16 protein-coding genes and 1 tRNA gene are annotated in these 19188 nt (G+C 42.4%); 15 read left to right on the plus strand and 2 right to left on the minus strand.

What is annotated here, in order from left to right:
- The first annotated feature begins 197 nt into the window (after positions 1–197).
- Positions 198–284, plus strand: a tRNA-Leu gene (locus B5D29_RS06855).
- A 75-nt stretch (positions 285–359) separates the two neighbouring features.
- A complete protein-coding gene (gene bsh, locus B5D29_RS06860) occupies positions 360–1331 on the plus strand; it encodes a choloylglycine hydrolase (RefSeq protein WP_078768839.1) in 972 nt (323 codons plus the stop codon).
- Between the two features lie 327 nt (positions 1332–1658).
- Here bsh and galE read toward each other — a convergent pair whose 3' ends face one another.
- Together galE and proS are read right to left on the minus strand one after the other, a co-directional pair.
- A complete protein-coding gene (galE, locus tag B5D29_RS06865) occupies positions 1659–2675 on the minus strand; it encodes a UDP-glucose 4-epimerase GalE (protein WP_078768840.1) in 1017 nt (338 codons plus the stop codon).
- Positions 2676–2755: 80 nt separating this feature from the next.
- Positions 2756–4198, minus strand: coding sequence for a proline--tRNA ligase (gene proS / locus B5D29_RS06870; RefSeq protein ID WP_078768841.1), 1443 nt, complete (start codon positions 4196–4198; stop codon positions 2756–2758).
- Positions 4199–4572: 374 nt separating this feature from the next.
- Here proS and atpB point away from each other — a divergent pair, with 374 nt between their 5' ends.
- The 13 genes from atpB to gap all read left to right on the plus strand — a co-directional run bounded on the left by atpB (position 4573) and on the right by gap (position 19133).
- On the plus strand, positions 4573–5400 hold the full coding sequence (atpB, locus tag B5D29_RS06875) for a F0F1 ATP synthase subunit A (protein ID WP_200803081.1): 828 nt from the start codon (positions 4573–4575) through the stop codon (positions 5398–5400).
- A gap of 39 nt (positions 5401–5439) precedes the next feature.
- Positions 5440–5667 carry an ATP synthase F0 subunit C gene (gene atpE, locus B5D29_RS06880; RefSeq protein WP_078768842.1) on the plus strand — a complete coding sequence of 76 codons (228 nt, stop codon included), beginning with the start codon at positions 5440–5442 and terminating at the stop codon, positions 5665–5667.
- A 36-nt stretch (positions 5668–5703) separates the two neighbouring features.
- Positions 5704–6186 carry a F0F1 ATP synthase subunit B gene (atpF, locus tag B5D29_RS06885; protein WP_078768843.1) on the plus strand — a complete coding sequence of 161 codons (483 nt, stop codon included), beginning with the start codon at positions 5704–5706 and terminating at the stop codon, positions 6184–6186.
- Positions 6186–8204 (plus strand): F0F1 ATP synthase subunit alpha, encoded by a 2019-nt coding sequence (gene atpA / locus B5D29_RS06890; protein WP_078768844.1) that lies wholly within the window; start codon positions 6186–6188, stop codon positions 8202–8204. The genes atpF and atpA overlap by 1 nt, the downstream gene beginning before the upstream one ends.
- Positions 8197–9093 (plus strand): ATP synthase F1 subunit gamma, encoded by an 897-nt coding sequence (gene atpG, locus B5D29_RS06895; RefSeq protein WP_078768845.1) that lies wholly within the window; start codon positions 8197–8199, stop codon positions 9091–9093. Before atpA ends, atpG begins: the two co-directional genes overlap by 8 nt.
- Before the next feature lie 26 nt (positions 9094–9119).
- Positions 9120–10502 (plus strand): F0F1 ATP synthase subunit beta, encoded by a 1383-nt coding sequence (gene atpD, locus B5D29_RS06900; RefSeq protein ID WP_078768846.1) that lies wholly within the window; start codon positions 9120–9122, stop codon positions 10500–10502.
- Positions 10503–10514: 12 nt separating this feature from the next.
- Positions 10515–10928 (plus strand): ATP synthase F1 subunit epsilon, encoded by a 414-nt coding sequence (gene atpC / locus B5D29_RS06905; RefSeq protein WP_078768847.1) that lies wholly within the window; start codon positions 10515–10517, stop codon positions 10926–10928.
- Positions 10929–11032: 104 nt separating this feature from the next.
- The gene (locus B5D29_RS06910) at positions 11033–11500 is read left to right on the plus strand and encodes a GtrA family protein (protein WP_078768848.1); all 468 of its coding nucleotides are present in this window, start codon (positions 11033–11035) and stop codon (positions 11498–11500) included.
- Positions 11501–11656: 156 nt separating this feature from the next.
- Positions 11657–13318, plus strand: a complete 1662-nt coding sequence (gene gltX / locus B5D29_RS06915; protein ID WP_078768849.1) for a glutamate--tRNA ligase — start codon at positions 11657–11659, stop codon at positions 13316–13318.
- Complete coding sequence (locus B5D29_RS06920; protein ID WP_078768850.1) at positions 13319–15001, plus strand: glutamine--tRNA ligase/YqeY domain fusion protein; 1683 nt, start codon at positions 13319–13321, stop codon at positions 14999–15001.
- Between the two features lie 13 nt (positions 15002–15014).
- Positions 15015–16850, plus strand: coding sequence for a translational GTPase TypA (gene typA / locus B5D29_RS06925; protein ID WP_242941760.1), 1836 nt, complete (start codon positions 15015–15017; stop codon positions 16848–16850).
- Positions 16851–16852: 2 nt separating this feature from the next.
- Positions 16853–17893: a radical SAM family heme chaperone HemW gene (gene hemW / locus B5D29_RS06930; protein ID WP_078768852.1), complete on the plus strand. Its 1041-nt coding sequence runs from the start codon at positions 16853–16855 to the stop codon at positions 17891–17893.
- Between the two features lie 223 nt (positions 17894–18116).
- A complete protein-coding gene (gap, locus tag B5D29_RS06935) occupies positions 18117–19133 on the plus strand; it encodes a type I glyceraldehyde-3-phosphate dehydrogenase (RefSeq protein ID WP_078768853.1) in 1017 nt (338 codons plus the stop codon).
- The last annotated feature ends 55 nt before the right edge of the window (positions 19134–19188 follow it).

Genomic DNA, 19188 nt, shown 5'->3' on the forward strand with positions numbered 1-19188 from the left:
AAAAATGCTGTAAGTATCGAACTTACAGCATTTTTGGCGTTTTTCGTTTTTTGCGAACAAGCGGTACCATCGTACAGCAAAGTTCGCAAGAAAACGAAATTCAGAAACTTTCTCAACAGCCTATATCACTTCTGAAAGACTTTTCAAAAAACTGTTGACATAATATAGGTTTTTATATATAATATAAATGCTGATTTGCCGGCGTGTCGGAATTGGCAGACGAGACAGACTCAAAATCTGTTATCCGTTTGGGTGTGTGGGTTCAAGTCCCACCGCCGGCACCAACGACGAGGTTTTTACCTTGTCGTTTTTTTAATATAAAAAATTTGGTATATAATAATGTAAAGGAGTATGATTTTATGTGCACAGCCGCAACTTATAAAACAAAGGATTTTTATTTTGGCAGAACACTCGATTATGAATTTTCTTACGGTGACAGCATCACGGTTACACCTCGCAACTATCCGTTCAATTTTCGCTTTGAGGGCAGAAATGACAATCACTATGCCATTATTGGTATGGCGCATATTGCAAATGACTACCCGCTTTACTATGATGCCGTAAACGAAAAGGGAGTTTGCATTGCAGGACTTAATTTTGTGGGCAACGCTGTTTATGCAACCGAGCCTTGCAAGGGTAAGCAAAATGTTGCACAGTTCGAACTTATCCCGTGGATTTTGTGCCAATGCAAGGATATGTCGGAGGTTCGTGAACTACTCGGCAATATAAACATCACAAACACTCCGTTCAACGAGCAACTAACTTCTGCACAGCTTCATTATATTATTTGTGATAAAAACGAGTGCATAACTCTTGAATGTATGGCAGACGGAATGAAAATTTATGACAATCCAATCGGCGTGCTCACAAACAATCCGCCGTTTGATGTGCAGATGTACGAGTTCAGCAAATATATGTCGCTTTCTCCACAGCAACCGAACAATAATTATGATTTGGATTTGCAGTATTTCAGCAGGGGAATGGGCGCACTCGGCTTGCCGGGTGATTTGTCGTCACCGTCACGATTTGCAAAGGTTGCGTTCACAAAACTTAATTCCAAATCAGCCGATGATGAAAAATCAAGCGTCGGTCAGTTCTTCCATATTCTTGGTTCTGTTGACCAACAACGAGGCTGTTGCGAGGTGGCAGACGGCAAGTATGAAATCACGATTTACACATCTTGCTGCAATGCCGACAAGGGCATTTATTATTACACAACCTATAATTGTCACAAAATCAATGCGGTTGATATGCACCGTGTTGACCTTGACAGCGACAAGTTATTTGCATATACATTAATTGATGAAGAAGATTTCTTTTTCCAAAACTGATAAAGCTCCTGAAACACGCCAAAATATAATTAACCGAATTATGCCTCCCATTGACGCAAGGGGAGGTGGCAACACGAAGTGTTGACGGTGGGGTTTAAAAAATGCTGTAAGTATCGAACTTACAGCATTTTTGGCGTTTTTCGTTTTTTGCGAACAAGCGGTACCATTGTACAGCAAAGTTCGCAAGAAAACGAAATTCAGAAGCTTTCTCAGTTGCATACAGCGTGTCGAAAATACTTTTTCCGACACGCTAAAACTCCCGAAGCGTATTTGCTTCGGGAGTTGATTTGTTATTGGCGTGCTTCGGGAGCTTTAGCGGCAGTCTTATCAGTCCGGGTAGCCGTTAGGGTTCTGACTCTGCCATCTCCAAGAATCTTCGCACATTTCTTCAATGCCTCTTTCAGCCTTCCAGCCAAGTTCCTTGAGTGCCTTGGATGGGTCGCTGTAACAAGTTGCAATGTCGCCGGCTCTGCGAGGCTTGATTGAGTAAGGAATTTTTACTCCGCTTGCTTTTTCAAAAGCGTGAACAACATCAAGAACGCTGTATCCGATACCTGTACCGAGGTTGTAGATGAACAAGCCCTTGTCTGCTCTTACTTTTTCAACAGCCTTGAGGTGACCGAGTGCAAGGTCAACAACATGGATGTAATCTCTTACACCTGTGCCATCAGGAGTGTCGTAATCGTCACCGAATACGCCGAGTTCTTCTCTCTTGCCGATGGCAACTTGAGTGATGTATGGCATAAGGTTGTTTGGAATTCCGTTTGGATCTTCGCCCATTGTGCCACTCTTGTGTGCGCCGATTGGGTTGAAGTAACGAAGCAAGCAGATGCTCCAGTCGTTGTCGCTTGCATAAAGGTCTTGGAGCATACACTCAATGATGTATTTTGTTCTGCCGTATGGGTTTGTAACTCCGCCAACCTGCATATCCTCGGTGAGAGGAGAAATGTTGTTCATTCCGTAAACGGTAGCTGATGATGAAAATACAATCTTCTTGCAACCGTTGTTTCTCATAACATCAAGCAAAACAAGTGTGCCTGTGATGTTGTTGTCGAAGTATTCAAGAGGCTTTACACAGCTTTCGCCGACTGCCTTAAGACCTGCAAAGTGAATTACACTGTCGATGTTTTCAGCTTCAAAAACCTTTTGCATACCTTCTTTATCTCTGATGTCTACCTGATAGAAAGGGAAGTCCTTTCCAACAAGAGCCTTGATTCTGTCATAAGATGATTTTTTGCAGTTGTAAAGATTGTCTACAACAACAACATCAAATCCTGCATTCATAAGTTCAACGCATGTGTGCGAACCGATGTAGCCGAGTCCGCCTGTTACTAATACTGACATAGTGATGCCTCCTAAATAATATAATGTTATATTATCGTCAGAGCGATTTGTTTTGCCCTGACGGTTTTGTTTTTGTTAAATTAATAAGCTTTGCCCCAGTAAACCATACATTTGGCAGGCTTGCCGCAGCATACGCATTTGTCGTCAATGTGCTCTTGTTCAAGCGGAATGCAACGAGAACCTACACCGGTAACTTCCTTAACCTTGTCTTCGCAAGCCTCGTCACCGCACCACATAGCTTTTACAAAGCCATCACCGTTCTTTTCAAGGTCGGCAATGATTTCGTCCATATTGTGTGCAATGTATGTTCTGCGTTCTCTGTTTTCAAGAGCCTTTTCGTAGATGCCCTTGCGTACTTCTTCAAGTTTTTCAAGGATAACTTCTTCAATCTTGTCAAGCGGAACGATTGTTTTTTCTCTGTTGTGACGGGTAACAACAACGCATTGACCTGCTTCAATATCTCTCGGACCGAGTTCGATTCTTACAGGAACACCCTTCATTTCGTATTCTGCAAACTTCCAGCCCGGAGTGTTGTTTGAATCGTCAATCTTTGCTCTGCAAACCTTGTTGAGTCTGTCGCAAAGTTCGTTTGCCGCATCAAGAACGCCGTCTTTGTGCTGTGCAACAGGAATAACGATTGCCTGAATCGGTGCAACAGCCGGTGGAAGAACAAGTCCGTTGTCGTCACCGTGAGTCATAATGATTGCGCCGATAAGACGGGTTGTAACTCCCCAAGATGTTTGGTGTGGGTATTGGAGCTGATTGTTTTTGTCTGCAAATTGAATGTCAAATGCCTTTGCAAAACCATCGCCAAAGTAGTGGCTTGTGCCTGCCTGAAGTGCCTTGCCATCGTGCATAAGTGCTTCGATGCAGTATGTTCTTTCCGCACCTGCAAACTTGTCGCTCTCTGTCTTTTGACCTTGGATAACAGGCATAGCCAAATCCTCTTGGCAGAACTTGGTGTAGATGCCAAGCATTTTTTCTGTTTCCTCAATTGCCTCCTCAGGTGTTGCGTGGAGTGTGTGACCCTCCTGCCACAAGAATTCTCTTGAACGGAGGAACGGTCTTGTTGTCTTTTCCCATCTTACAACAGATACCCACTGATTGTAGAGTTTAGGCAAATCTCTGTGAGAGTGAACAATGTTTTTGAAGTGCTCGCAGAAAAGAGTTTCGCTTGTAGGTCTTACGCAAAGACGCTCTTCAAGTTTTTCATTTCCGCCGTAGGTTACCCACGCACATTCAGGCGCAAAGCCCTCAACATGGTCTGCTTCCTTTTGGAGCAATGATTCAGGGATGAACATTGGCATACAAACATTTTCGTGTCCTGTTGCTTTGAACATTCCGTCAAGTATTCTTTGGATATTTTCCCAAATTGCATAGCCGTAAGGTCGGATTACCATACAGCCCTTAATGCTTGTGTATTCTATAAGCTCTGCCTTTTTGCACACATCCGTGTACCATTTGGCAAAGTCCACATCCATCGATGTGATGTCATCAACCATTTTTTTCTGATTATTTGCCATAACTATCTCCTATATTAATATTATTTACATTATATATTCGTTTTATATATTCGTTTCAGCCTCTTATTATAAATGATAATTCCAAAAAAGTAAACCGATTTTTGAAAATAACCTGCCTCTTTGCAAAGATATTACAAATGGTAGGGTAGCACAGTATGTTTTATATACAGAGAGTAAATCAAATATTAACGATAGGTATAAAGTTGCACAAAATTACTTCATTTTTCTTGGTTATTTTTATCATATGAATGTCAAAAATATGAAAAAGCTGTATTGCAAAATTCAAATTTCGTAGTTATAATGAGAGTAAAAGCAGGTGAAAAAAATAACAATCTTTTCAAACCTGCAAATATATGGGAAATGGAGGAATGACGATGGCATTAGCACCTATTAGTATGAGCGTCAATTTGCAGGAAGAACTCCAAAAGCAGCTCAACATCGACGAAGTGTTCGGCTTTGATGTCAATGGCGTACACATCGGCTTTGATGAAAGCACTGTGGTTTCTTGGATTATAATTGTCGCTGTGACGATTTTGGCTATATTCCTCACCCGAAACTTAAAGGTTCAGGGCGAAATATCCAAGCGTCAGATGATACTCGAAATGTGCTATGAAAAGGCAGAAGCATTTTTCAAAACCATTATGGGTCCAAAGGTAGAAAGGTATATACCATGGCTTATGAGTATGGCTTTGTTTATCGGCGTGTCCAATATGATTGGACTGTTGGGATTCAAGCCACCTACAAAAAGTATGCAGGTCACTGCGGCTATGGCACTCACTTCTATCGTGCTCGTAGAATATTGTGCCTTTAAGGATAAGGGTGTCCTCGGCAGGTTCAAGCAATTTACAAAACCTGTGTGGATAGTTACTCCTATCAATATTCTTGAGGTGTTCACCAAACCGCTTTCGCTTTGTATGCGACTTTTTGGTAACATCATTGCAGCGTTCACCATTATGGAATTAATCAAGGCAGTGCCGTTTATGAAGTTCGGATTTCCGGTTGTGTTCAGCCTCTACTTCGATTTGTTTGACGGACTCCTGCAAGCGTACATTTTCTGTTTCTTGACAGCTATTTATCTTCAAGAAGCTGTTGAAGAAGAGGAAGAAGAGCCAAAGGAAGCAAAGAAAATGCGCAAGGCTCAAAAGAAAGCCGAGAAATTGGCAAAAAAACAAGCAAAAAAACAAGCTAAAGCTACGGCTTGAGCATATAAACAATGATTTATATTTTAAGGAGATAAAATTATGACAGGATCAATTATTGCAATCGGTGCAGGTATTGCACTTTTGTGTGGCATTGGCGCAGGTATCGGTATCGGTATCGCAACAGGTAAGGCAGTAGAGGCTCAGGCTCGTCAGCCTGAAATTGCAGGTAAAATTCAAACAACTCTTATTCTCGGTGCCGCTTTGTCAGAGGCAACAGCTATTTACGGCTTGATTGGTGCAATTTTGATTATCTTTATGGTAAAATAGTTCGCCGTTCATTATTGATTGAAAGGAAATTAACAAATGTTAAAGTTTGATTTTAATTTGCTTTGGACAATAGTCAATCTTATTATTTTCTATCTTTTGATGAGATTTTTCCTTATCAAGCCAATCAAAAAGACCCTTCAGGCAAGAAAGGAATTGATTGATAATCAGTTCAAAGAGGCTGAAGATACGGTTAACGCCGCAAACGAAAAAATGGCTGATTATGAGGATAAAATCAAAAATGTCAACACCGAAGCAAAGGAAATTATTTCTGATGCAAGGGATAAGGCAAAGGTTGAATATAACAAAATCCTTGACAAAGCAAATAATGATGCCACAAGGCTTAAGCAAGACGCTCAAAAGCAAATCGAGTTGGATACGGAAAATGCCCGTCGAGATGTTAAGGAAGAACTTGCAAAGCTTGCTATGGAGGCAGCACAAAAGGTTGTCGGCGAAAGCGTAAGCGCAAAAACCGATGCAGAAATTTATGACAAATTTTTAAACGAAAGCAGTGAAGATTAATGATTAAAAATCAAGATTTATATATCCAAAACCTGCTTTCAAACCAAGTTAGCGTGGGTAGCTTGGAAGATGCGTTGAGATTGTACAACAGCAGCGAGGAACTTCGTGAAACACTCAACAATCCAAACTATCCTGCCGAGGAAAAACAGCAGGTAATCAACGATTTGTTTGCTCCGTCCGTAAGAGAATTTTTGAGCGAGCTTGCCGAGAAATGCCAGTGTGGCGACCTCGAGGAGCTTATTGAGGCATATATCGTTGAAGGTGACAGAAAAAAGAATATCATTCACGCAACAGTAACTTGCATCAACCCTCCTGACGAAAAGCAACTCAAGGGTATTGAGGATTTTGTTCGTAAGGAAACAAAGAGCGAAAATGTTGTTGTTGACATAAAAAAAGATGCGTCTTTGATTGGCGGTTTTGTAATTGCGGTTGAGGGCAAGGAGTATGACTTCTCTCTCAAAACAAAGATGCAGACTATCAAAGAGCAAATTCTTCGTACTGCCAAGGAAAGCACCGGAAGCAACAAAGAGGTGCTTGAAGTTTTGCGCAAGGATATTAAGTCCTTCAAAGATAATCTTCAGGGCGAAGAAGTCGGTCAGGTAGTCAAGGTTGGCGATAATATCGCAACAATCGTTGGACTTGGCAATGCAATGTACGGCGAAATCGTTGTGTTTGAGGACGGCACAAAGGGTATGGTTCAAAACATCAACCACGACTCAATCGGCTGTATCCTTTTTGGTTCGGATGACGAAATCGAGCAAGGCACAAAGGTTAAGCGTACAAAGAGAAAAGCAGGCGTTCCGGTAGGCGAAAATTTTGTCGGCAGAGTTGTAAATGCTCTTGGCGAGCCTATCGACGGCTTGGGAGATATTGAAGCAAGCGATTACCGCTTGGTTGAGCAACCGGCTCCGTCAATCGTTGACAGAAAATCGGTTTCAAAGCCAATGGAAACAGGTATTCTTGCTATTGACTCTATGTTCCCGATAGGCAGAGGTCAGCGTGAACTTATCATCGGTGACCGTCAAACAGGTAAAACATCTATTGCAATCGACACTATCATTAACCAAAAGGGCAAGGACACAATCTGTATTTACAATGCCATCGGTCAGAAAGCGTCAACTGTTGCAAAACTTGTTAACACACTCAAAAAGAACGGTGCTATGGATTACACAATCGTTGTGTGCTCAACAGCATCGGATGCGGCTTCACTTCAATATATTTCTCCGTATTCGGCAACGGCTATGGCTGAATACTTTATGTACAAGGGCAAGGATTGCCTCATCGTGTATGACGATTTGAGCAAGCACGCTGTTGCTTACCGTGCAATTTCTCTTCTTTTGGGCAGACCGCCTGGACGAGAGGCTTATCCCGGTGATGTATTCTATTTGCACTCAAGACTTCTTGAGCGTTCAAGCCGTTTGAGTGACGAGCTTGGCGGCGGTTCAATCACTGCCTTGCCTATCATCGAAACCCAGGCAGGCGATGTATCTGCATACATCCCAACAAATGTTATTTCAATTACAGACGGTCAAATTTATCTTGAAAGTGACCTTTTCTTCTCGGGTCAAAGACCTGCGGTTAATGTCGGTCTTTCCGTATCCCGTGTTGGCGGTGCGGCTCAAACAAAGGCTATGAAGAAGGCAGCAGGCTCACTTCGTGTTGATTTGGCACAGTTCAGAGAAATGGAAGTGTTCACCCAGTTCTCTTCTGATTTGGATGATGACACAAAGATGCAACTTAAGTACGGTTCGGGTCTTATGGAACTTCTTAAGCAACCGCTTACTCACCCAATGTCACTTGCACAGCAGGTTATCACTCTTGTTGGTGCAATCGGCAAGAAGTTTGTTGATGTGCCAAAGGACAAACTCAAGAGCTATCAGGGCGAAATGCTCGAATATTTTGAAAATCATCACAGCGACCTTGTTGCTGAAATCGACACTCAAAAGGTGCTTGATGATGATTTGAAGGCTTCAATCCTCGATGTGATTGATGAATTCGGAAAGGCAAATAATGGCTAATGCAAGAGAAATCCAGGGCAGAATAAAGTCTATCAAGGATACTATGAAAATCACAAATGCAATGTATATGGTGTCCTCGTCAAAACTTCAAAAAGCCCGCAGAGATTTAAAAAACACAGAGCCTTATTTCTATATGATTCAAGACAGTCTTGCAAAGATTTTGGATGTTGCGCCGGAGGTCGGTTCGGTATATTTTGACGAAAGACCAAATAAAGTCGGCGATGACAGAATCGTTGCATATCTTGTAATTACTGCCGATAAAGGCTTGGCAGGTGCATATAACCACAATGTTATCAAACTTGCCGAGAAGTGCACAGTTGATGACGGATGCAACAATATGCTTTTTGTAGTCGGTCAGCTCGGCAGACATTTCTTTGAAAAAAAGGAAATTCCGATTGATATTAATTTCAGATATGCGGCACAAAATCCTACTGTTAACCGTGCAAGACATATCAGCGAAAAAATCGTTTCGATGTTTCTTGACAAAAAGATTGACGAGGTTCATGTTGTATATACAAAAATGGTCAATTCAATGACGGTTGAGGCGGTCAGCACTCAGCTTCTTCCGTTGAAGAAGGGCAGTATCAATATGCAAAGCAACGAACTTGTTGAGCACTACAACGATGCAGTATTTATGCCTGATGTAAAAACTGCGTTTGATTCTATAGTTCCAAGTTATATTGCAGGCTTTGTGTACGGTGCGCTTGTAGAGAGCTATTGCAGTGAGCACAATGCTCGTATGATGGCAATGCAAAACGCATCGGACAGTGCCAATTCTATGATTAAAGATTTGTCCATTCAGTTTAACAGAGCACGACAGGCAGCGATTACACAGGAAATCAGTGAGGTTTGCGGTGGTGCAAGTCACGCTGCTCAAGAGGCTCAATAACAACCTTTCAGAAAGGTAATAATAGTATGAATTACGGTAAAATAACACAAGTTATGGGACCTGTTGTTGATGTACAGTTTGACGGCGAGCTTCCAAAAATCAAGGAAGCACTCGAAGTTGAAAATGACGGCAAGCGTGCCGTTATGGAAGTTGCACAGCATATCGGCGGCAACACAGTTCGTTGCATTATGCTTGCTGCTTCGGAGGGCTTGTACAAGGATATGCAGGTTGCCGCAACAGGCGATTCAATCAAAGTGCCTATCGGCGAAAAAACTTTGGGCAGACTTTTCAATGTTGTCGGCGAAACCATAGATGATTTGGAAAATTTGGATAACGAGGAGCACTGGTCAATTCACCGTAAAGCTCCGAGCTTTGACGAGCAATCGGACGAAGTAGAGATTTTGGAAACAGGTATCAAGGTTATCGACCTTCTTACCCCTTACCAAAAGGGTGGTAAAATCGGTTTGTTCGGTGGTGCCGGTGTAGGTAAAACCGTACTTATTCAGGAACTTATCACCAATGTTGCAACTCAACACGGCGGTTATTCTATCTTTACAGGTGTCGGTGAGCGTTCAAGAGAAGGTAACGACCTTTGGAACGAAATGAAGGAGTCGGGTGTAATCAACAAGACTGCTTTGGTTTTCGGTCAGATGAACGAACCACCGGGAGCAAGAATGAGAGTTGCCGAAACAGGACTTACAATGGCAGAGTATTTCCGTGACAAACAACATCAGGATGTGCTTCTTTTCATTGATAACATCTTCAGATTTATTCAGGCAGGCTCCGAGGTTTCCGCTCTTTTGGGCAGAATGCCGTCAGCCGTTGGTTATCAGCCGACTTTGGCAACTGATGTCGGTGAACTTCAGGAGAGAATTACCTCCACCAAGAACGGCTCAATCACATCCGTTCAGGCTGTTTATGTTCCTGCCGATGACCTTACAGACCCTGCTCCTGCAACAACCTTTGCTCACCTTGACGCAACTACCGTTCTTTCTCGTAAGATAGTAGAAAAAGGTATTTATCCTGCAGTTGACCCACTTGAGTCTAACTCAAGAATTTTGGAGGCTGATGTTGTAGGCGAGGAACATTATGAGGTTGCCTGCAAGGTTCAGGAATATTTGCAGAAGTACAAGGAACTTCAGGATATTATCGCAATCCTTGGTATGGAGGAATTGTCCGATGATGATAAGCTCTCTGTATATCGTGCAAGAAAGATTGAAAAGTTCTTGTCACAGCCATTCCATGTAGCAGAAACCTTTACGGGCTTAAAGGGCGTTTATGTTCCTATTAAGGAAACCGTAAGAGGTTTTAAGGCTATTGTTGACGGTGAGGTTGATGACTTGCCTGAAATGGCGTTCTTCAATGTCGGCACTATTGATGACGCTATTGAAAAAGCAAAAACACTTTAATTGGTGATTTATATGAACACTTTTAAATTGAAGATTGTTGCGTCAAACCGTATCTTTTTTGACGGTGAGGCGCAAAGTCTTGTTGTGCCCGTTGCGGAAGAGGGATTTTGCGGATTTTTGGCAAACCACGAAAATACGGTTGCACCTATCGAATTTGGCGAAATGAAGTTCACGGATGCCGAGGGCAAGGTGACAGAAGCGTTTGTCGGTTCAGGATTTTTGGAGTTCTTCGACAATCGTGCAAACCTTGTTTGCATTTCTGCCGAACTTCCTGAAGAAATCGATAAGCGCCGTGCACAAGAGGCTGCCGAAAGAGCGGAAGAGGAACTTCGTCAACAGCATTCGCTTGACGAATACTATCAAATTCAGGCAAATCTCTCTCGTGCGATGGAAAGACTTAAAATCAAAAATAAGCATCAAATCTAATTATGTTTTTTTAAGGCGGACAAAGATGTCCGCCTTTTTTGTGCTTGACAAATTGGCGGTTTGGGTGCATTATTATATAAAATTCAAATTAAGGATTTTGATTTATGAAAAAATTGTTCAACAAAGAAGTAATAATGTATCTCATTTTTGGAGTGCTCACAACCGTTGTGTCGTGGGGCACTTATACCGTTTTTGTCAATCTTTGCAAAATGTCGGTGTTTTGGGCAAATCTTGTCAGCTGGGTGTGTGCTGTGACTTTTGCCTACATCACAAACAAACTTTGGGTGTTTGAATCAAAAAGTTGGGAAATCAAATTTGTCCTTAAAGAAGCTGTGTCGTTTTTTGCATCCCGTGGAGTTACGGGAGTTATTGAGATTGTCTGCGTTCCGTTGCTTGTAAAAACTTCTTTTGACAATCTGTTTTACAATTTGTTTGAAAAAATGGGCGTAGGTATGAAAATTCTGTTCACTGATGGTATTTATTCAAAGGTGGCAGTGTCGTTCGTTATCATAATTCTGAATTATGTTTTCTCAAAATTAATAGTGTTCAAGAATAAAAAGACCAAGGAATGATTGGTCTTTTATTATTTTCACAAAAAAATTATACATTTTTTGTATAAATTTTAAAAATTAATATAATAAATATATAAATTAATATTGAATATCAAGTCCGTTTATGAGATAATAAAATGTAATTCTATGTAACATTAATTTTTTTAGGGAGAGAATATGACAGATTTTAAGGAATTGGCACAGCTTTTGTTTCCAAATATCAAAAAAGCTCCGCAGGATATGGAAGATATGTATCCGCCAAGAGCACTTAAAGAGGGCGCAAGGGTAACTCGTTTTGCTCCAAGTCCAACAGGCTTTTTGCATTTTGGCAACCTGTTCACCTGTATGGTGTCTTATAAGACAGCAAAAACTACCGACGGTGTGTTCTATGTTCGAGTTGAGGACACTGATCAAAAGCGTAAAGTTGAGGGTGCTATTGATGTAATGCTCAAGGGACTTTCGGTTTACGGAATCAATGCAGATGAGGGTGTTGTCGGTGACGAAAAAGAAATCGGCGACTACGGACCGTATTATCAAAGTGCAAGAGTTGAGATTTATCAAACTTATGCAAAGGCACTTGTTGAGCAGGGACTTGCTTATCCTTGCTTCTGCTCCGCCGATGAACTTGACGAAATCCGCACCGCACAGGAAAACGAAAGCATCAAGGGCTATTGGGGCAAATGGGCAAAATGCCGTGACCTTTCGTTTGAGCAAATCAAGGCTAATATTGATTCGGGTATGAGCTGGACACTTCGCCTTAAGTCACCGGGCGACCTCGAAAAGAAGTGCTATTTTGACGATATGATTAAGGGCAAAATTGAAATGCCGGAGAATGTTCAGGATGTTGTTCTTCTCAAATCGGACGGAATTCCGACCTATCACTTTGCACATGCAGTTGACGACCATCTTATGAGAACCACTCATGTTGTCAGAGGTGACGAATGGATTTCATCTGTTCCGATTCATCTTCAGCTGTTCAAGGTGCTTGGCTTCAAGCCACCAAAGTATGCTCATGTTTCTCCTATTATGAAGGAAGAAAACGGAGGCAAGCGCAAACTTTCAAAGCGTAAAGACCCTGAAGCAGCCGTTACTTATTATGCAGAAGAGGGCTATCCTCAGGAAAGCGTAAACGAATATATGATGACTCTTGCCAACTCAAACTTTGAGGATTGGCGCAGAATGAACAAAACAGAGCCTATCGAAAAATTCCCGTTCAACCTCAAAAAAATGAGCGTGTCGGGTGCACTTTTTGACATTGTAAAACTCACCGATGTGTCAAAGAATGTTATTTCTGTTATGCCTGCCGAAAAAGTGTTTGAGCTTGCTTATGCTTGGTCAAAGGAATATCAGCCACAGCTTGCAGAGCTTTTTGCACAGGATGAGGCAAAGGCAACCGCAATTCTCAACATCGACCGTGAGGGCAAAAAGCCTCGTAAGGATATTGCAAAGTGGAGCGATGTGCTCGATTATGTAAGCTATATGTATGACGAAACTTTTGTTCCGAATTATGAGCTTAACGGCAACGCAACTCCGTCACTCGCAGTCAAGGTTATTGAAGAATACCTCAAGGTTGTAAATCTTGATGATGACAAAGACGCTTGGTTTGGCAGAATGAAAGAGGTTTGTCCTCTTGTCGGATGCACACCGAATGTCAAGGAATACAAGGCAGAGCCTGAAAAATTTGAAGGTCATGTCGGCGATGTGTCAACAATTATTCGTGTGGCACTCACAGGCAGAACAAACACACCGGACCTTTTTGCCATCACCGCACTTTTGGGCGAGGACACAGTAAAGGCAAGATTGAATTCGGCACTAAATCACTACAAGGAGGAAATGTAAATGGCAATTGATGAAATCAAAGACGAGGAAACCGTAACCCAAAACTTCATCCACGATTTTATTGATGAAGATTTAAAAGAGGGAGTGTATTCCCGTGTTCAAACAAGATTCCCTCCTGAACCGAACGGCTATCTCCACATCGGACACGCAAAGGCTATTTGCATTAACTTCGGTGTAAAGAACAAGTACAACGGTGTTTGCAATCTCCGTATGGACGACACAAACCCGATTAAAGAGGACACCGAATATGTAGAGTCAATCAAAGAGGACATCAAGTGGCTTGGATTTGATTGGGATAATATCTACTTTGCGTCTGATTATTTTGATTATATTTACGAATGTGCGGTTAAGCTCATCAAAAAAGGTCTTGCTTATGTTGACGAATCATCGGCAGACGAAATCAGAGAGATGAGAGGCACTCTTACCGAGCCGGGTAAGAACAGCCCGTACCGTGACAGACCTATTGAAGAAAGCCTTGATTTGTTCCAAAGAATGACAGACGGCGAATTTGAGGCAGGTTCAAAGGTTCTTCGTGCAAAAATTGATATGGCGTCACCGAATATGAATATGCGTGACCCGATTATCTATCGTATTATGTATGCACATCACCACAGAACAGGCGACAAGTGGTGCGTTTATCCTATGTATGACTTTGCTCATCCTCTTTCGGACGCTTGCGAAAAAGTAACACACTCACTTTGCTCATTGGAGTTCGAAAATCACAGACCGCTTTATGATTGGGTTTGCGACAACTGCGTTGAGGGTGAAAAGCCAAGACAGATTGAATTTGCAAGAATGAACCTCAACTACACTCTTACATCAAAGAGAAAGTGCCTGAAACTTGTTCAGGACAAAATTGTTGACGGTTGGGACGACCCAAGAATGGCAACAATCAGCGGTATGCGTCGTCGTGGCTATCCTGCCGATGCAATCCGTGATTTTTGCGAAAAAATCGGTGTTTCAAAGGCTTACAGCGTAATTGATTTTGCGATGCTCGAAAGCTGTGTTCGTGACAGCCTCAACAGAAATGCAAAGAGAGCAATGGCTGTTGTTGACCCGCTCAAACTCATCATCGACAATTATCCTGAAGATAAGGTTGAAGAACTTGAGGTTGAATATCATCCTGACCACGAGGAATTCGGCAAGCGCACTATTCCTTTCGGCAAAGAACTTTGGATTGAGAAAAACGACTTTATGGTTGAGCCGATCAGCAAGTACCGCCGTTTGTTCGTTGGCAACGAGGTTAGACTTTACAAGGCTTATTGCGTAACTTGCACAGGATATGATTTGGACGAAAACGGTGAGGTTATCGCTGTTCACGCAACATACGACCCTGAAACATTTGGCGGTGACACTCCTGACGGAAGAAAGGTCAGAGGCACAATTCATTGGGTGTGTGCAAACGATTGCAACACAGCAGAGGTTAGACTTTACGACCGTTTGTTCAATGTTGAAAATCCAAGTGACGAGGAGGGCGTTGGCTCATTTGAGGACAATCTCAATCCTGATTCACTTGAAGTTAAAACCGCTTATGTTGAAAAGGCACTTGCAGGAACTCATCCGGGCGACAGATTCCAATTTATGCGCATAGGCTACTTCTGCACCGATAAGGACAGCAAGCCGGATGCACTTGTGTTTAACAGAACAGTACAGCTCAGAGACAGCTTTAATAAAAAGAAGTAAAGAAGGCATTATTGTGGCAAGAGAAGAAAGAAAAAATATAAAAAATATTGCGATTATTGCTCACGTTGACCACGGCAAGACCACACTTGTTGATGAGATGCTTCATCAAAGCGGTATTTTCCGTGACAACGAGGTTGTGCAGGAAAGAGTAATGGACTCAAATGACCTTGAAAAGGAAAGAGGCATTACAATTCTTTCAAAGAACACCTCAATTCATTATAAGGACACAAAGATTAACATCGTTGACACCCCGGGACACGCTGATTTCGGCGGAGAGGTTGAGCGTATTCTCACTATGGTAGACGGCGTTCTCCTTGTTGTTGACGCATTTGAGGGCTGTATGCCTCAAACCCGATTTGTGCTTAAAAAGGCACTCGGCTTACATAAAACTCCGCTTGTTGTTGTCAACAAGATTGACCGTGACGGCGCAAGACCTGCCGAGGTTATTGATGAAGTTCTCGACCTTTTCATTGAGCTTGGTGCGGATGACGACCAAATTGATTTCCCTGTTATCTATGCTTCTGCAAGAGAGGGCTATTCTTCAACCGACCCGACCGTTCGTGAGGGCGATATGCGTCCGCTTTTGGATGCTATTTTGAAATACATTCCGTCACCTGTCGGTGACCCTGACGGTCCTGCACAGATTTTGTTCTCGTCACTTGAATATGACGATTATGTAGGCAGAATCGGTGTCGGCAGAGTTGAAAGAGGCACAATTAAGGTTAACACTCCTTATGTTCTTTGCCGTCAGGACGGAACACAGGAGAATGTAAAATTCACAAAGATGTATCAGTTTGAGGGACTCAAGAGAGTTGCTTGCGACAGCGCCGAGTTCGGCGACCTTGTTTCGATCGCAGGTATTGCCGACCTTAATATCGGCGAAACTGCTTGCGACCCTGAACACATTGAGCCACTTCCGTTTGTAAAAATTGATGAGCCTACAATCAGTATGAACTTCATCGTTAACGATTCACCGTTTGCAGGCAGAGAGGGCAAGTATGTAACTTCCCGTAACCTCCGTGACAGATTGTTCAAGGAGGTTGAAACCAATGTTTCTATGCGTGTTGAAGAAACCGATTCTATGGACACATTCAAGGTTTCGGGCAGAGGTGAACTCCACCTTTCAATCCTCATTGAAACTATGAGAAGAGAAAATTACGAATTCCAAGTTTCTCGTCCGCAGGTTATCACAAAGACAGATGCCAACGGCAAGGTGCTTGAACCTATGGAAACCGCAATTGTTGAAGTGCCTGAAGAATATGTCGGTGCTGTTATGACAAAACTTTGCTCACGCAAGGGCGAAATGATTAATATGGATACCCGTCCAACAGGTATGACACATATGGAAATCAAGATTCCGTCAAGAGGTCTTATCGGTTACAGAAGCGAATTTTTGACCGACACCAACGGCAATGGTATTATGAATCAGCTCTTTGCCGGATATGAAGAATGGCACGGCGATATCGAAACAAGAAGCCGTGGTTCAATCGTGGTTCATGAAACAGGCACAACAACAGGCTACGGACTTTGGAACACTCAAGACAGAGGTCGTTTGTTCGTTGGTCCGGGTGTTGATGTTTATGAGGGTATGATTGTCGGCGAATGTGCAAAGGACGAGGATATTGTGTGCAATGTCTGCAAGAAAAAGCATGTCACAAACACTCGTGCAAGCGGTTCTGACGAAGCACTCAAACTTGTTCCGCCAACCACTCTTTCACTTGAGCAGAGTATGGAATTTTTGGCAGATGACGAACTTCTTGAAGTTACTCCAAAATCAATCCGTTTGCGCAAAACAATCCTCAGCAAGGAATTGCGTTTGAAGGCAGAAAACAGAGCCAAGAAGGGTTAATTATGAACAATGAGCGTTCGGGATTGTATTTTCACATTCCGTTTTGCAAAAGTAAATGTCCGTATTGCGATTTCTACAGCGTGAAGTTTGATGAAGCGTCTGCACAGCAATATGTTCAAGAAATATGTGATGAAATTAAGCAGTATCAAGGTATCTTTGATACTGTTTATTTCGGTGGTGGCACTCCGAGTATTTTGCCTCCGGAGCTAATCGGCAAAATCCTTGATTGTGCAAGGGCACAGTTTGAAATTTCGGATGATGCGGAGATTACCGTTGAATGTAATCCAAGTAAGGATTTGTCCGAAGATTTCAAAAAATATGCTTCATACGGCGTTAATCGTATAAGCGTCGGTATGCAAAGTGCGGTTGATAGCGAACGCTTTGCACTCGGCAGAGCGGCAGGCAGAAATGAGGTTGAACGCACGATAAATTATGCAAGGCAGTCGGGGATAGAAAACATCAGCCTCGACCTTATGCTCGGCACACCAAAGCAAACGATTGAGTCGCTCGATTATTCATTCGATTTCATCAAAAGCGTGGGTGTGCCTCATGTGTCGGCTTATATGCTCAAAATCGAGGAAGGCACAAAGTTCTTCCAAATGCGTGACCGACTTGTTTTGCCCGATGATGACACGGTGGGCGAAATGTATCTTAAAACCGTTGACACTCTTGCTTCTTTCGGTATTAAGCAGTACGAAATCAGCAATTTTGCCGTTCCGGGATTTGAGAGCAGGCACAACACGAAATATTGGACTTTGACCCCGTATCTCGGCATCGGCAAATCGGCTCACAGTTTTTGGGGTGGCAAAAGATTTTTCTACGACAGAGAGTGGAACAAAATTGATGACGGCACGGGCGGTGACAAGGAAGAGCAGATTATGCTCGGGCTTCGCCTTGCAAAGGGGATTGACAAATCGCTTGTTGACCGAGATTTTGCTGAATTTGTCAAAATGGGATATGTTGCCGACCTCGGTGAACGAGTTGCATTGACCCCAAAAGGTATGCTTGTTTCCAACACGATAATAAATTATATAATAGGTTAGGCGAAAATCACGGTGATAGGGTTTGCAACCGGTCAAAATATCGCCAAATTTTTGCAGATTGTTACAAAATTAACATAATATATGTAGGGTATATAGATTGTTTTTGTATAATCTGTAAAAAATCTAATTTTCGCTTGATTATTAATAGTAAAAAGTATAAAATAATAGTACAATAAAATAAAGCAATTTATTTAATTAATTTAATTTTCGGAGGTATAATCCAATGGTAAAAGTTGCTATTAATGGTTTCGGCCGTATCGGTCGTCTTGCTTTCCGTCAGATGTTCGGCGCTGAAGGCTACGAAGTTGTTGCAATCAACGATCTTACAAGCCCAAAGATGCTTGCTCATCTTTTGAAGTACGATTCATCACAGGGCAAGTATGCTCTTGCTGATACAGTTTCAGCTACTGACGATTCAATCATCGTTGACGGCAAGGAAATTAAGATTTATGCAAAGGCTGATGCTTCAGAACTTCCTTGGGGCGAGCTTGGTGTAGACGTTGTTCTTGAGTGCACAGGTTTCTACACATCAAAGGAAAAGGCTTCTGCTCACATTAAGGCAGGTGCTCGTAAGGTAGTTATTTCTGCTCCTGCAGGCAACGACCTTCCTACTATCGTTTACAATGTAAACCACGACACACTTACAGCTGAAGATACAGTTATTTCTGCTGCATCTTGCACAACAAACTGCCTTGCTCCTATGGCAAAGGCTCTCAATGACTTTGCTCCAATCCAGAGCGGTATCATGTGCACAATCCACGCTTACACAGGCGATCAGATGACACTTGACGGTCCTCAGAGAAAGGGCGACCTCAGAAGATCAAGAGCTGCTGCTGTTAACATCGTACCTAACTCAACAGGTGCTGCAAAGGCAATCGGTCTTGTAATTCCTGAACTCAACGGCAAGCTTATCGGTTCTGCACAGAGAGTTCCTACTCCAACAGGTTCAACAACAATCCTTACAGCTGTTATCAAGACAGACAAGGAAGTTACTGTTGAAGCTATCAACGCAGCTATGAAGGCTGAAGCTACAGAATCATTCGGTTACAACACTGATGAAATCGTTTCTTCAGATATCGTTGGTATGAGATACGGCTCACTCTTTGATGCTACTCAGACAATGGTTCTTAAAGTTGCTGATGACACATATGAAGTTCAGGTTGTTTCATGGTATGACAACGAAAACTCATACACATCACAGATGGTTAGAACAATCAAGTACTTCTCAGAGCTTGGCTAATTAATAATCCAAAATAAAACTCGGAGCATCTGCTCCGAGTTTTTTATGATGTTTA

The sequence above is a fragment of the Eubacterium coprostanoligenes genome (assembly GCF_900167205.1).
GTDB classification, from domain to species: domain Bacteria; phylum Bacillota; class Clostridia; order Oscillospirales; family Acutalibacteraceae; genus Eubacterium_R; species Eubacterium_R coprostanoligenes.